Origin of the sequence: Bacillus sp. FJAT-44742, assembly GCF_002797315.1 — a bacterium.
Lineage (GTDB): Bacteria > Bacillota > Bacilli > Bacillales > Marinococcaceae > Thalassorhabdus > Thalassorhabdus alkalitolerans.
In genome coordinates, this window is the sequence record NZ_KZ454937.1 from 183,618 (window position 1) to 196,871 (window position 13,254).

The following is a 13,254-nucleotide window of genomic DNA, read 5'->3' on the forward strand; positions in this document are numbered from 1 at the left end:
AATAGAATAGGCCAACTTTCTCTTCATGCGAGCATGAAGGAAAGTTAGCCATATTACAGTAAATAATCAAGAACTGCGGTACAGCCTAGTTGTCACGAACTCACGGTGACCTAATGCTTCCGCATTTGTTAACCTACCGTTCACGGTACGATACATATTTTCTAATAGCATGTTTCCAGCCTCTTCCAAGTCGATTTCACGAGACAAAAGCCCTTTTACATCAACATCAATGTGTTCACTCATCGTTTCTGAGGTGTCAGGGTTTGCCGTAACTTTAATAACTGGCTCAATGGGATTCCCGATAATATTCCCTTGTCCTGTTGGGAAGAGATGAAGAACTGCTCCTCCTGCAGCCATTACAGTGATACATTCAGCAGCGGCTGATGAGGTGTCCATAAAGTAAAGACCGTTGCCATTGGTTGGCGCTTCAGCAGGCTCCAATACACCAACAATGGTTTTGTCCCCTGTTTTGGCAATGTTGCCTAGGGCTTTTTCTTCAATTGTGGAAAGTCCTCCAGCAATATTACCTTGAGTCGGCTGTGAGCCTAAAAGATCAACGCCTTTAGATTCGATTTCACCCACATAGTCCTCATATATTCTCATAAATTTCTCTTTTAGTTCAGGTGTTGCCATACGGTCTGCAATCAGGTTTTCTCCACCTGTCAGTTCAGGTGTTTCCCCGAAAAATACTGTTGCACCCTCGTCAATGAAATGGTTAATGGCTTGAGACACAGTAGGACAAGATCCTAGCCCTGTTGTTGTATCGGATTCACCACATTTTATGCTAACAACTAGATCGCTAATCTCAATAGGCTCTCTAGTAATTTCCGATGCCTGTTGTACGTATTCTTTCGCTACCCAAGAAGCTCTTCTGATCGTTTCAAAATCTCCATTCCCTTCGATTGAAAAAGAGCTGACGGGCTTGCCTGTTTCAGCAATTCCATCTGCAATTTTTTTCGTCCAGTTTTCCTCAATTCCTATGACTACAACTGCGGCCACATTAGGGTTAGCCCCCGTTCCGATCATGGTTTTAAAATGTAAATCTAAATCTGGTCCGTATTGCAACCTTCCATAGGCGTGAGGGAGAGCTAACGTTCCCTTTACATTATTAGCAACTGCTTCACAAGCAGCGTTAGAGATATCATCCACAGGTAAAATCACTACATGATTTCGAATGCCTACTTTTCCATTTTCTCTTCTATATCCAAATAATTGTTCCATTTTACCACCTCGCCGTTTTAATGTTATGAGTATGAATATAATCGCCGACAGCCACGTCTTGAGAGGTCACACCAATTTTAATTCCGTATTTCATTACATCCTCTCCCTCTCCAAGTTCCACAAGTGCAATTTTGTGACCTAGCGGCACGTCATGATTGGAATTAAGAGTGATTTCTGTGCCGTCATCCATGTATACTCCTTTAACTTTCTCACTCTTATTAATTGGCGTTGTCACTACTCCGACGTGATCCCCGTGATTATGAATTAAGAATTTGTGATTGCTTGGTGTACCATTGGTAGCCATAATCTTCCTCCTTTATTTTTTTAAAAATTTATAGTATTGAAAATTTTCAATGTGCTTTTACAAAAGGCAGTTACATCCTATTTCTGATTAATTTAGTTTTTTCAACGTTAGTCACCTGAGTTAACTTTACTTTCAAGAATGTTACTGCAAGTCTGGTAGCCATAAAACATTTTTCAATATTTCCCCTTTTTTTGTTAGTGTCCATGATCGCTTCTAAAAACTTTTTAAACAGCCCTCCTATCACAAAGTTAACGCTTTTAAAAAATGATATGAACCATTATTAAATTTTTTGGTATACTGGCCCAACCATTATTATTTAACTACATTAAAACATTTTTTGGAAAGATAAACAATACTAAATTTTTAGAAAATTATAAAAATGTTTTTTGCTAGTTAGTAATAATTCAAAAAGTCGTTTGACTAATTATTATCTTTAATTATAAATTAACGAAATATTACAAATTATTTGTCTACATTATGCCATGAGAGTATTTGGTAAGCAATGGATTTTCCATGGTTTATTCATTTAGATCATTTATAACTGCTATGTAAAATTTTTATAATTTCAAAAATATAAGAAAGAAATTCCAAACGTGAATTTTAGGGTATTTTTTTGCAAAAGGAGTGTGTCCAAACCAAGAACTTCAAACAGCAACGTTTCTAAAGTTTATTAGTGAACAGCAAGCCTCTATTTCATAACCCCGGTACTCTTCTTTGCGTGAACACTTTCGATTAGGTAGATAAGAACCGGTAAAAAGAAAGAGGATATGATAATAACCGTGAAAACATGTTAGGTTATCCATTTAAAAATGATTTGTCCAGCTATTACTCCCAGCACCACAACTGGAAGTGCAAATAAACTTGATGTCCATACGGTCATACTAGTGTCAAAAAAACCAACTGAGTGATCAAACTGAAAAGGTACATAATAGATAAAGAGCCGAGGCTCTGGCCCTTAACTTTTCTTTGTTCGTACCTGTGCCTGTAAAATAAAGAAATAAAAGAGGGCCCGGCATACCAACGCTTGACGTTAAAAGCCTGAAGTCCCTCCTACAACAATAACTTTATCTTTAGTAAATCAATTCACTATTCAACAAAGACCTATCCTAATAGATGTTCCTCTAGGTTCCTGGGTTTCCTTTCACCCAGGAATCACTCTATTTTGTGATCAAACAAACACTCATAACATGACGTTTGGTGGAAGCCTGCTAGTAATTTATAAAAGATCCGAGAACTAAAACAAAAATGTAACTGGTTACTCCGACTATAAGCGCTGCAGCCATTCCGATATAAAACGGCTTAAATCCTAATCCCTTAAATATCTTCATATTTGTAAGTAAACCTATCGAAGCTAAAGCTGTCCCTAATAGGGTCTGGGCTCCAAAATTGCTAATGGAATTCCATAAATTTTCCCAGGTATTTTCATTGAAGAGAAAGAAAGCCCTCCCATAATTAATAAAAGTAAGATCTCCGGTTGTTCTAACAAGGGACATTAACACAAACCAAAGGACAAAAATGGGGAAAATACTTTTCCAGGTCCCAAAACTTTTAGAAGAACTATTACTTTTTCTTAAATAGAAATAGCTAATTAACGGAACGAATACAACGATTAATACATTCCGAATAAGTTTTGTAATGGTTGCTACCTCTAGCACGACTTCTTGCTCAAAGTATTGAGTATACATTAGCGCTGCACCGGTTACTTGAGAAGTGTCATGAAGCGCGGTTCCAAGGAAGATTCCTACCAACACAGGATCATTATTAAACAAATAGAAGCTTAAAAAAGGATAAAAAAACATGGAGATCAAACCAAAGATCGTGATGTTTGCAATCGCGTAGGAGGTTTCTTCATCGTTTGACTTAATACTTGGAGAGGTGGCTAAGATCGCTGTTATCCCGCAAATCCCTGTGCCTACGGCAATTAAACTTCCCAATCGAAGAGACTGTTTCAGTAAATGACTTAACCACATAGTGAATACCAAACCAATAAGAATACAACTTAAAACAATAGGTAGAACCCACCCGCCTACATTCATAATTTCCATAAAGCTTAATCGAAGTCCAATTAATACTATTCCTAGCTTTAACAAAAACTTTACGGAAAATTGAAGGCCCGGGGTGAATATGGAATGGACTCCTATTGTATTCTTGATTATTAAACCTACAAGAATAGCAACAAAAATACCTGAGATTGGTGAAGGAGCTGTAGTAGAGACACCTTGCATATTTTGTATAAGAAAGCCAATGATATCTGCCCCTAATCCCCCAATAAACATTATTAATAAAGCTAATAAAACACCAGGTAATCTTTTTTTAACCAAATTGTATAGCCCCCATTGCTATCCTTCTTTTAAACCTTTTTATAAACGTAACACAGAATTTTGCTCTGCAATTATTTTCCTTTTTGATGTCTTTTATTAATAAATTTAATAGGTTTTTGATTTTTACGTTGTCACCTTACTAATTAGAATCTCAGCAAACATTGAAAGAATGAGGATTACCTCCCTTTTGTCCTCAAAGTTTAGTAAGGGAAACTAAGAGGTCTTATTTAAGCTGTGGAGATAGTTTTTTAACCCCCCTTCTTACGCTATAAATATTGATATAAAAGGGTCTATAGCCAAAATCGACTTCCCCGTAAAAAAAATGTTTGCGTTTGACAGTAAAAAAACGCATGTTATGATGAAACATATTTAGAATAGTCAGAAAAATGTGTTTGAGATCTCACACTTTTAGGAGGGGACCTATGAACGAGTTAAAAAACATCAAAAAAGTTCTTGTAGCAAACCGTGGAGAGATTGCTATTCGCATCTTTCGAGCTTGTACGGAGTTACACATTCGAACAGTCGCGGTATATTCCAAAGAAGATTCTGGGTCTTATCACCGATACAAAGCAGACGAGGCCTATCTTATCGGAGTTGGAAAAAAACCCATTGAGGCGTACTTAGATATTGAAGATATTTTGGAAACTGCTAAAGCAAATAATGTTGATGCCATTCATCCTGGATACGGTTTTTTATCTGAAAACCTTGAATTTGCTAAACGATGTCAGGAAGAAGGAATTATATTTATTGGACCAGACACTGAGCATTTACATATGTTTGGTGATAAAGTAAGAGCCCGTAACACCGCTATTCAAGCATCAGTCCCCGTTATCCCGGGAACAGACGGGCCGGTCTCTGGCATGGAAGAAATAAGAGACTTTTGTAATGAACATGGCTACCCGGTGATTATAAAAGCATCTCTGGGCGGTGGTGGCCGAGGGATGCGCATTGTTCGGGATGAATCCTCTTTAGAGGAAGCATATAACAGAGCGAAATCTGAAGCCCGCTCTGCTTTTGGAAGCGATGAAGTATATGTCGAGAGGTATGTGGAGAACCCCAAACACATTGAAGTTCAAATACTAGGTGATGAAGATGGAAATATTGTTCATTTGTATGAAAGAGATTGTTCTGTCCAACGACGCCATCAGAAAGTTGTAGAGGTGGCTCCAAGCATTTCAATAGACCCTGAGTTGCGTGAAGAAATATGCGAGTCAGCGGTAAAACTTAGTCAAAAGATTGGTTATAAAAATGCTGGTACCGTGGAATTTTTGGTTGATGCTAAAGGGAACTTTTTCTTTATTGAAGTAAATCCTAGAATACAGGTAGAGCACACCATTACAGAAATGATTACAGGAATAGACATTGTTCAAACACAGTTATATATTGCTGACGGATGTAATCTTCATGGCCCTGAAATCGGAATACCTAAACAAGAGGAAATTAAAATGTCAGGGTATGCGATTCAATCCCGTGTGACAACTGAAGATCCTGCAAATGATTTCATGCCTGACAAAGGGCGGATTATGGCCTACCGATCTAGTGGAGGATTTGGTGTAAGACTTGACGCTGGAAATGGATTTCAAGGAGCAGTGATTACACCCTACTATGACTCCTTGTTAGTAAAAGTATCTACCTGGGCCTTAACATTCGATGGAGCAGCAGCCAAAATGTTAAGGAACTTACGGGAATTTAGAATTCGCGGTATTAAAACGAATATTTCTTTTCTGGAAAATGTTATCCAACATAAAGACTTTTTAAATGGCGAGTATAATACCTCTTTTATTGACACGACTCCCGAATTATTTAACTTAGCAAAGAGTAAAGACAGAGGCACTAAAATGTTATCCTTTATTGGCGAAACCATTGTCAATGGTTATCCTGGTCTCGAACATGAAAAAAAGCCCGTATTTAATCTGCCACGGGTGCCCTATATTAACAAATCAGGACCATTTCCCTCTGGGACTAAACAAGTTTTAGAAGCCAGGGGCCCACAGGGGCTAGCCCAATGGGTAAAAGAGCAACCAGAAGTACTTCTTACTGATACAACCTTCCGTGATGCTCACCAATCATTGTTTGCCACACGTTTTAGAACCTACGATCTAAAAAAAATAGCCGAACCTACTGCTAAGATGCTACCCAATCTATTTTCTTCTGAAATGTGGGGAGGCGCTACCTTTGATGTAGCAATGCGATTCTTGCACGAAGATCCGTGGGAGCGTTTAATCACTTTAAGAGAACGGATGCCAAATACCTTACTTCAGATGCTTCTTCGCGCTTCAAATGCAGTGGGCTATAAAAATTATCCAGACAATGTGATTCAGCAGTTTGTAGAGAAATCAGCCAACGCTGGAATGGATGTCTTTCGTATATTTGATTCCCTAAACTGGATCGAAGGCATGAAGCTTGCCATTGATGAAGTATGTAAGCAAAACAAAGTGGCAGAAGCTGCTTTGTGCTACACAGGGGATATCCTCAATCCTCAACGAAGTAAGTACGATTTAAATTATTACAAGAAAATGGCTGTAGCGTTAGAAGAATCAGGTGCTCATATTTTAGGTATAAAAGATATGGCGGGTCTTTTAAAACCTGAAGCTGCTTTTGAGTTAATTGGTGAACTGAAGGCGACGGTAAACATTCCTATTCATCTTCACACCCATGATACTAGTGGGAATGGAATTTTTACCTATGCAAGAGCGGTTGATGCAGGAGTGGATATAGTAGATGTGGCTGTTAGTACGATGGCCGGCTCCACTTCTCAACCTAGTGCTAATAGTTTATTTTATGCCCTGGAAGGTAAGGAACGACAACCTAAAATAGATATCAATGCCTTAGAATCACTGGGCGAATACTGGAATTCTACTCGTCAATTTTATAAAGGATTTGAAAGTGGAATGAAGTCACCCCACACCGAGGTATATGAACACGAAATGCCAGGTGGGCAATATAGTAATCTCCAACAACAAGCAAAAGCCGTGGGATTAGGAGATCGTTGGGAAGAAGTTAAAAAAATGTATCGTCGTGTAAACGATATGTTTGGAGATATAGTTAAAGTCACTCCTTCTTCTAAAGTGGTTGGAGATATGGCTTTGTATATGGTCCAAAACGAACTAACGGAGGAAGATGTCTATGAAAAGGGGGAAAATTTGGATTTTCCTGACTCTGTGGTTGAATTGTTTCAGGGGTACCTAGGACAGCCGTATCAAGGGTTTCCAGAACAATTACAAAAAATCATCCTTAAAGGGAGAGAAGCAATTACCCAACGTCCAGGGGCAAACATGAAAGATATAGACTTCACAGGCATCGAGAAAGAACTCCTCGAAAAGTTGGATCGCCCAGTCAGGGACCTTGACCTTGTCTCTTATGCAATCTACCCAAAAGTCTTTTTAGAGATGGAAGAATTTTGTCAACGGTTTGGAGATGTTTCCGTTTTAGATACGGGTACCTTTTTTTACGGCCTTAGACTAGGCGAGGAAATTGAAGTGGAAATCGAGCAAGGTAAAACTCTTATTGTCAAGTTCGTTTCACTGTCTAAACCTCAGGATAATGGGAATCGAACGGTTTATTTTGAATTAAATGGTCAAGCGCGGGAAGTAGTAGTAAAGGATCAAAACGTAAAAACTTCTGTTGCAGAAAGAGCGAAGGTTGATAAGTCAAATCCTAGTCATATTGGGGCAACTATGCCTGGCACCGTGATTAAGACCCTGGTAGCTAAAGGTGAAAAAGTTACAAAAGGTGATCACTTAATGATTACAGAAGCAATGAAAATGGAAACGACTGTTCAAGCAATATCAGGAGGAGAAATTAAAGAAATACATGTTAAGGATGGAGACACTATCGATACAGGAGATCTATTAATTGAAATTGACGTGTAAGTGACATTTATACTATAGCATTCACAAGAAAGGGGATATGACAAAAGTCTATCCCCTTTCTTAAATTTTTAAAACTTTTACTGAACCTTTGCTTCACAACAAAGACATAATGGTAGAGTAGGAAAAGTGGATAATAATCTACACTTTTATTCTTCCTTCAAAAAATGGGGTGGTAGGCAACGGCTGCAAAATGAAAGTTTGACGTTGTGGCTTTTCAAAACTTCTTTATCATCCACAGTGAGAACCGTCTTACATCGGGTACAGGTAACATGAGATAAACTCGTTGGTGACTCCTTACTTTTGTTTTTGCTACTTGCCTCTCGTTGCTTTAGCTGTTTCCATCCCATGCCATAAAGGTCACAAGCATCCCGTAAGGCATCCATAGATGCCGCTCTTGTACCGTATTTTAAATTGGTCACTTTTCCTTTTTCTGATCTTCTCAGAGGCGCTGTACCAATTCCCTCTCTCTTTGCCCCCATAATGGTAAGGATTCCTCTGACTAACAACTCTTCTTCCTCATAATACAAGGTTGGTCCTTCTGTTAGCTCCCAGTTCCAGAGGTGTCCAGCCACTTCATTCAACCGTTCGATGTACGTATCAACTTCTATGTAAGGACGTCCGCTCTTATTTTGTTTAATCGCTCCATCGGGAAATGGCTTAAGCAATCCTTCCATGAGCTTGTTGTACTCTTGATTCAGATTCTCCACGCTGCACTCCCCTTTTTTACCACTTGTTTATCTTTCTCATAACCGCTCTTCGTGCCTTTCTTTTTATGGTTCGTTTGCCGAGTGCTCCTGGCCCTCTACTAGCAGCTCTAGCATCTCCTCTCACTCTTTTGACAGAGAATAAAAACCGTATGAGTTTGTTAAGCATTCTTCCCCCTCCTCTGGTTTTCTACCATCCTCATTGTATCGTACAAACGAAAGCAGCCGTAAATGTTTATTGACCTTCAAAGTATTTTTACCACTTTATGAAAGTTAACAAAAAGTTCCAGGTATGTCCTCTTTTATATAAGAAGAAATTAATCTCAAATCAGGACAAAGGAGGGAAGTTAGTCATGATGAACCAACAGCAACAAAGCAATAACTCAAATCAACTTCTAGTGCCAGGTGTACAACAAGCATTAGACCAAATGAAAATGGAAATTGCTCAAGAGTTTGGTGTTCAACTTGGCGCTGATTCCACAGCTAGAGCTAATGGATCGGTTGGTGGAGAGATTACCAAGCGTTTAGTACAAATGGCAGAACAGCGGTTAGGCGGCAGCCAAGTTCACTAAGTTAGGTAAAGAAAGGGCAGCCCATACAGTGGACGGCCCTTTCATAGTGACTTTTCAACATTGTTTGTAGTCTCGTAATTATATTTCACTTTATCAGCGTGGATCTCGTGAATCGTTGCTTGCTGTTTCTTATGTTTTCGGCTTTGGATCCTCCCCGTTATCGTTACAGACATACCTTTTACTAAGTCATTAGCTAACCTTTCTCCGTAACTGCGCCAACTAATAGCATGAAGATAATCCACTTTGGGGTTCCCCTCTTTATCAGTGTAACTTCTTTCAGAAGCTATGGTAAAACGCGTAACTGCAATACTGTCTTCTCCTACATAATGAAGCTCTGGGTTGGTTGTTAAGCGCCCTGTGATCGTAATATGATTAACATCAAGGGATAGTCCTCTTGTGGTCTGGCCAAAAATGACCTCCTGTGTTTCTACTTCATAAGTGTTAATATGTAGGTCGTCTCTTATTCTTGATTGTAGGCGTCCAATGATGACACACTCTTGGCCTTTTTGTAGGTTGTTTGCGACCCTCTCTGCGTATTCTCTCCATACAATAATCGGGATAAAATCAACGATCTTTTGTCCGTTGCTATCCGCATATGGACGTTCACAGGCAATAGGAAAACGAGTCACGGCTCTTCCACTGTTGGTATAATGAAGTTGGGGATCCATGGTTAAACGACCTTGAATGATGCAATGGTTAATGTCCAATTCAATTCTTCCTTTATTGAGGGATACTTTTCTTCATATTTTCCCACCAGAGTCTCATCAGTCTGCTATAGCCAGGAATTTTTTGAAAGAGCTCATCAGCTAGCTCCACGTTATAGGTGTGTGTTGTTAGGTTTCGGTCATTGACCATGTGAAGAGCCAGAATGGTTTCTTCCTCATCTAACAGTCCTACTTCTCGACTCGAACGAATAACCCTTTTAGGGGACCTTCAATGTCTCGTAAATATTGTTTTCCTAATTTCCATATGCTTTCATACGTATATTCAAACCGTTGGATAAAGGCATCTCTCTCGAGTGGGGTGGGATGATCAAACGCATAGATTTCTTCTAAGGTTTTTAACGCTTTGTCTGAGGTTTCGAATCGTTGAAGCAGTCGTTCCATAGGATCCCCTCCTTAATTACTTTTGTGCGAAATGAAGAATCTGCCTTTGTAAGGTCCACCACGTCTACGTTATAAGGAATGGTTGAATCCTCAAGATTATCTCGTAGGCTTGCTAAGCATTCTGCCTTTAGCGCACCTTTATAGTCAACCGCTATATCAATATCTGAACTTGGTTGTATCGCTCCTTTGGCCCAAGAACCAAACAAATAGATACAAACATCATCCCTATTCATATGGTTTATCACAAGAGTCTTTACTTCTTCTAGGACTTCTTTTTGAAGAGTCGTCCACGTCATGAGGGATCTTCTCCTTTTGTGGTTTTTTACTACCTATAAGCAGGGCATCTTTTTTTACCGTTCTCTTATATAAGATTCCCATCTAACCAACATATAAAGCATGCGAGTGATGAATCGAACAAGGGGAGCTTTCGGAAAATATTAACCTACAGATAAAGACTCATAAAACTGATCCTTTCCTATATGGTGAGTATTGCTACCCTGTATGGCGTCTTTCTTCCAAACTACTTTTTATAAGGTAATTTTACCATAATTTTTAAATCTACCACCCTCCCATTACAACACACTATACAGCACTGTTATCCTAGGATGGACTTTGCTTATGATCCCTACAGCAGTCTCCTTTTATTCTTAAAGTTGAAATGACACTTTCCTATAAGTCTGACTGGTAGAATAGAAAGGTTTTGAGCCCAAGAATCATTTAAAAGCTTATAATATATAAGGAAAATAAAGAAGCCAAGGACCTGAAAATATCTCCTTGGCTTTCAGCGATATTATGTTCTATTTTGAGTTTTCCTCTTGATAAACCACCACTGTTCGTAGCATCAACTCGCTAAACTTCTTGATAAATCCAGGCATGTTCAGCTTTTCTTTTCGCTGATATACGTTTTTAAGTTATTCTTAAGGTTGTATATGGAATCCCAAACTATTTTCACTAAATGAACGTTATCTTCCCATCCATCCCCCATCTATCACGATGGTTTCCCCATGAATACAATTGGAGGCTCCCGTTGCTAGAAAAACGACTGCTCCTACAATGTCCTCTGGTGTCCCCACCTTCCAGCGGGTATTCTATTTAGAATTTCTTTGCTTCTTTTCTCATATTCAATCAAAGCTTGGTTTATAGTGCGCCAGCATTTACATTTTGTAGTTGTTCTTGTTCCAAATAGTTGACCAAGTTTTAGCTTTATTCTTCTTGTATACATAAAACTGAAACATCATTCCACCCATAAGCAACATCATTAACTATCTTTCCACCAAACTCATTTTTCCTACGAAGATATTCCTTTCCTCCCATGCTTTCATAGAAACCAAGTCCAGATTTATTTTGTTCCATTACCCACACTATTATTGAAGTAATGCCTATTTCTTTAAAATACTTGGCAATAGCTGAAAACAACTGTCTTCCTACACCCAATCCTCTACATTCTTCTAATAGATAAAGGGCGTGTAATTCTCCACCAAAATTTTCATCATCAATGCTATTCCCGGATGCGAAACCAACAATATTACCTTCTTCACTTATCGCAATAAAGATAAAGGGTTCATTTTCTGTGTTTAAAAAGTTAAACCATTTTTTTCGGCGTCTTCATATGATAACCCATCCAAATAACTTTGTGGTACTAAGCCATGATAAGTAGTTTTCCAACAATCAACGTAAATTCTTGCTATTCCTATGACATCTTCTTCACTTGCTTTTTTAATCTCCAAATTTTCACCTCAAATAGTAAATAATTATTTATCATGGCCCTTCTTCGTTTGTGCAGGGCACATACTTTTGAACCGTAAAGCATGAGTAGAAGTATTTCCTCCGAATCGGCAAGACATGCAGGCTTCGTAACAAACTACTCCTCGTCACTTAATATTGGCATTGATTATATGACGAACTTTTCTACCGTTTATCTCATATAATACACGGCGATCTAACAAGTCGGTTTGAACCATAATTCATCTTTGCAGTTCTCATATAAAATGACTTTACGACTTTTTGAGATTTACAGAACTTCAATAGCTTTTCTATATTCACTGGCGCCCAAGTTAACAGTTACAAACGGGGTGACTTAGATTTTTGTATGTTCAAGAGACACATATAAGGTTTTGAGATGAAATTCTCATAACCACTTAAATAAACGATATCTTTTGTGAATTTTGTTGCTATTCCTCCTGAATGTATTGAAGTTTATTTACTAAATATTAAAATAAATAAAAGGAGGCGGTATACGTGAATAAGAAATTGTTATGGTTTCCTTTGTTAGCAGCATTATTGTCAACAGGGTTTTTGTATACGGTTGGAAACATATTCGAAATTTCGTTTTTGAATTGGAATTTTTATAAAGAAACCTCACCCGAAGGGGTAACTTTGGAAGCAGAAGGTTCTCTTGTTCCTTTTATAATAGGTTCTATCGTGGGCTTTTTTACGGAGAAAATTCTCAAAATTAAAAAAAACACTCTAGCTTGGTATAACGATGCCCTTGAGGGGTTATTACTTCGCTTTGATTCAAGTGTTAGAAGCATTAATCAATGAAATGAAGTTACCAGGTGGGAGAAATAAAAGACTCTAACACAATCAGTACCATTCCGACTACAGAAGAAGATAAAAGCCAATGAACACAATTTTTTAACATTTTTTCATAGAGGAGCAAGTGTACGACAATCTGAGGTCTTGAGAAAAGTTAGTGCTTATCCAGTGCTTTTCACGGTCTTCAAAGTACGGAGGCCTGTGGAAGCATGTAGTGCGAATGGATGGCAGAGCGCTAAGCTTTGATTCCTTTCTACAAATCTATTTACCACCTCTTTTCTTGAACAACATGCATATATTTTTCTTTAAGTAAACTAAATACATAATGGTCCATGTACTTACCATGTAACCATTCCACACTTCACTTCTTAGACATCCTTCATTAGTAAAGACAAGTTTTTCTGGAATAGCTATACTTCTGAAATTCTCGGTTGCGACTCTTATTTTAATTCGATTCAAATTTAATTTATAAAAACAATAGTGAATGAGCGATCTAGAAGCTGCGGTCGCTATCCCTTTCCCTTGGAATCGTCCCCCCCAACCAGTAACCTATCGTTGTCAACTTGTTCGTCCAGTCCACGCTATGCAATCCGATAACTCCTTATCCCTCCTATGAGAG

15 protein-coding genes and 1 pseudogene are annotated in these 13,254 nt (G+C 38.4%); 3 read left to right on the forward strand and 13 right to left on the reverse strand.

Features of this window, described 5'->3' with window-relative positions; genetic code table 11:
- Positions 1-66: 66 nt before the first annotated feature.
- The 3 genes from CEF17_RS19095 to CEF17_RS19105 all read right to left on the reverse strand — a co-directional run bounded on the left by CEF17_RS19095 (position 67) and on the right by CEF17_RS19105 (position 3,846).
- Positions 67-1,221, reverse strand: a complete 1,155-nt coding sequence (locus CEF17_RS19095) for a UxaA family hydrolase (RefSeq protein ID WP_100401107.1) — start codon at positions 1,219-1,221, stop codon at positions 67-69.
- Position 1,222: 1 nt separating this feature from the next.
- Entirely contained in the window at positions 1,223-1,525 is a 303-nt protein-coding gene (locus CEF17_RS19100; RefSeq protein ID WP_100401108.1) for a UxaA family hydrolase, read from the reverse strand.
- A 1,208-nt stretch (positions 1,526-2,733) separates the two neighbouring features.
- On the reverse strand, positions 2,734-3,846 hold the full coding sequence (locus CEF17_RS19105) for a YeiH family protein (protein WP_100401109.1): 1,113 nt from the start codon (positions 3,844-3,846) through the stop codon (positions 2,734-2,736).
- A gap of 422 nt (positions 3,847-4,268) precedes the next feature.
- Between CEF17_RS19105 and pyc the strand changes: the two genes are divergently transcribed.
- Positions 4,269-7,718, forward strand: coding sequence for a pyruvate carboxylase (gene pyc / locus CEF17_RS19110; RefSeq protein ID WP_100401110.1), 3,450 nt, complete (start codon positions 4,269-4,271; stop codon positions 7,716-7,718).
- Between the two features lie 146 nt (positions 7,719-7,864).
- On the opposite strand, the gene CEF17_RS19115 is transcribed toward pyc, so the two are convergent.
- The gene (locus CEF17_RS19115; protein ID WP_100401111.1) at positions 7,865-8,425 is read right to left on the reverse strand and encodes a hypothetical protein; all 561 of its coding nucleotides are present in this window, start codon (positions 8,423-8,425) and stop codon (positions 7,865-7,867) included.
- Between the two features lie 16 nt (positions 8,426-8,441).
- Positions 8,442-8,591 (reverse strand): hypothetical protein, encoded by a 150-nt coding sequence (locus CEF17_RS20490; RefSeq protein ID WP_198509045.1) that lies wholly within the window; start codon positions 8,589-8,591, stop codon positions 8,442-8,444.
- A 187-nt stretch (positions 8,592-8,778) separates the two neighbouring features.
- On the opposite strand from CEF17_RS20490, the gene CEF17_RS19120 reads away from it, so the two are divergent.
- On the forward strand, positions 8,779-8,994 hold the full coding sequence (locus CEF17_RS19120; RefSeq protein ID WP_442857466.1) for a small, acid-soluble spore protein, alpha/beta type: 216 nt from the start codon (positions 8,779-8,781) through the stop codon (positions 8,992-8,994).
- A gap of 41 nt (positions 8,995-9,035) precedes the next feature.
- On the opposite strand, the gene CEF17_RS19125 is transcribed toward CEF17_RS19120, so the two are convergent.
- The 7 genes from CEF17_RS19125 to CEF17_RS20760 all read right to left on the reverse strand — a co-directional run bounded on the left by CEF17_RS19125 (position 9,036) and on the right by CEF17_RS20760 (position 11,827).
- Complete coding sequence (locus CEF17_RS19125; RefSeq protein WP_100401113.1) at positions 9,036-9,701, reverse strand: single-stranded DNA-binding protein; 666 nt, start codon at positions 9,699-9,701, stop codon at positions 9,036-9,038.
- A gap of 13 nt (positions 9,702-9,714) precedes the next feature.
- On the reverse strand, positions 9,715-9,909 hold the full coding sequence (locus CEF17_RS21135) for a nucleotidyltransferase substrate binding protein (RefSeq protein WP_198509056.1): 195 nt from the start codon (positions 9,907-9,909) through the stop codon (positions 9,715-9,717).
- Positions 9,888-10,100 (reverse strand): nucleotidyltransferase substrate binding protein, encoded by a 213-nt coding sequence (locus tag CEF17_RS20500; protein WP_198509046.1) that lies wholly within the window; start codon positions 10,098-10,100, stop codon positions 9,888-9,890. Before CEF17_RS20500 ends, CEF17_RS21135 begins: the two co-directional genes overlap by 22 nt.
- Positions 10,055-10,396: a type VII toxin-antitoxin system MntA family adenylyltransferase antitoxin gene (gene mntA / locus CEF17_RS19135; RefSeq protein ID WP_100401114.1), complete on the reverse strand. Its 342-nt coding sequence runs from the start codon at positions 10,394-10,396 to the stop codon at positions 10,055-10,057. Before mntA ends, CEF17_RS20500 begins: the two co-directional genes overlap by 46 nt.
- A gap of 666 nt (positions 10,397-11,062) precedes the next feature.
- Positions 11,063-11,173 (reverse strand): SDR family oxidoreductase, encoded by a 111-nt coding sequence (locus CEF17_RS20975; protein ID WP_332835324.1) that lies wholly within the window; start codon positions 11,171-11,173, stop codon positions 11,063-11,065.
- 130 nt (positions 11,174-11,303) lie between these two features.
- Entirely contained in the window at positions 11,304-11,654 is a 351-nt protein-coding gene (locus tag CEF17_RS20755; RefSeq protein ID WP_332835326.1) for a GNAT family N-acetyltransferase, read from the reverse strand.
- A gap of 20 nt (positions 11,655-11,674) precedes the next feature.
- Positions 11,675-11,827 (reverse strand): hypothetical protein, encoded by a 153-nt coding sequence (locus tag CEF17_RS20760; protein WP_232725664.1) that lies wholly within the window; start codon positions 11,825-11,827, stop codon positions 11,675-11,677.
- Positions 11,828-12,338: 511 nt separating this feature from the next.
- On the opposite strand from CEF17_RS20760, the gene CEF17_RS19150 reads away from it, so the two are divergent.
- Positions 12,339-12,641 (forward strand): hypothetical protein, encoded by a 303-nt coding sequence (locus CEF17_RS19150; RefSeq protein WP_100401115.1) that lies wholly within the window; start codon positions 12,339-12,341, stop codon positions 12,639-12,641.
- 255 nt (positions 12,642-12,896) lie between these two features.
- Here the strand turns inward: CEF17_RS19150 and CEF17_RS21140 are convergent.
- Positions 12,897-13,154 (reverse strand): annotated as a pseudogene (locus CEF17_RS21140) (GNAT family N-acetyltransferase); the annotation flags it as partial.
- Positions 13,155-13,254: the final 100 nt, after the last annotated feature.

Excerpts from the sequence above, each read along its gene's own strand:
- CEF17_RS19095 (WP_100401107.1), bottom strand. The coding sequence starts at position 1,221 with ATGGAACAATTATTTGGATATAGAAGAGAAAATGGAAAAGTAGGCATT.
- CEF17_RS19100 (WP_100401108.1), bottom strand. The coding sequence starts at position 1,525 with ATGGCTACCAATGGTACACCAAGCAATCACAAATTCTTAATTCATAAT.
- pyc (WP_100401110.1), top strand. The coding sequence starts at position 4,269 with ATGAACGAGTTAAAAAACATCAAAAAAGTTCTTGTAGCAAACCGTGGA.
- CEF17_RS20490 (WP_198509045.1), bottom strand. The coding sequence starts at position 8,591 with ATGCTTAACAAACTCATACGGTTTTTATTCTCTGTCAAAAGAGTGAGA.
- CEF17_RS19120 (WP_442857466.1), top strand. The coding sequence starts at position 8,779 with ATGAACCAACAGCAACAAAGCAATAACTCAAATCAACTTCTAGTGCCA.
- CEF17_RS20500 (WP_198509046.1), bottom strand. The coding sequence starts at position 10,100 with ATGGAACGACTGCTTCAACGATTCGAAACCTCAGACAAAGCGTTAAAA.
- mntA (WP_100401114.1), bottom strand. The coding sequence starts at position 10,396 with ATGACGTGGACGACTCTTCAAAAAGAAGTCCTAGAAGAAGTAAAGACT.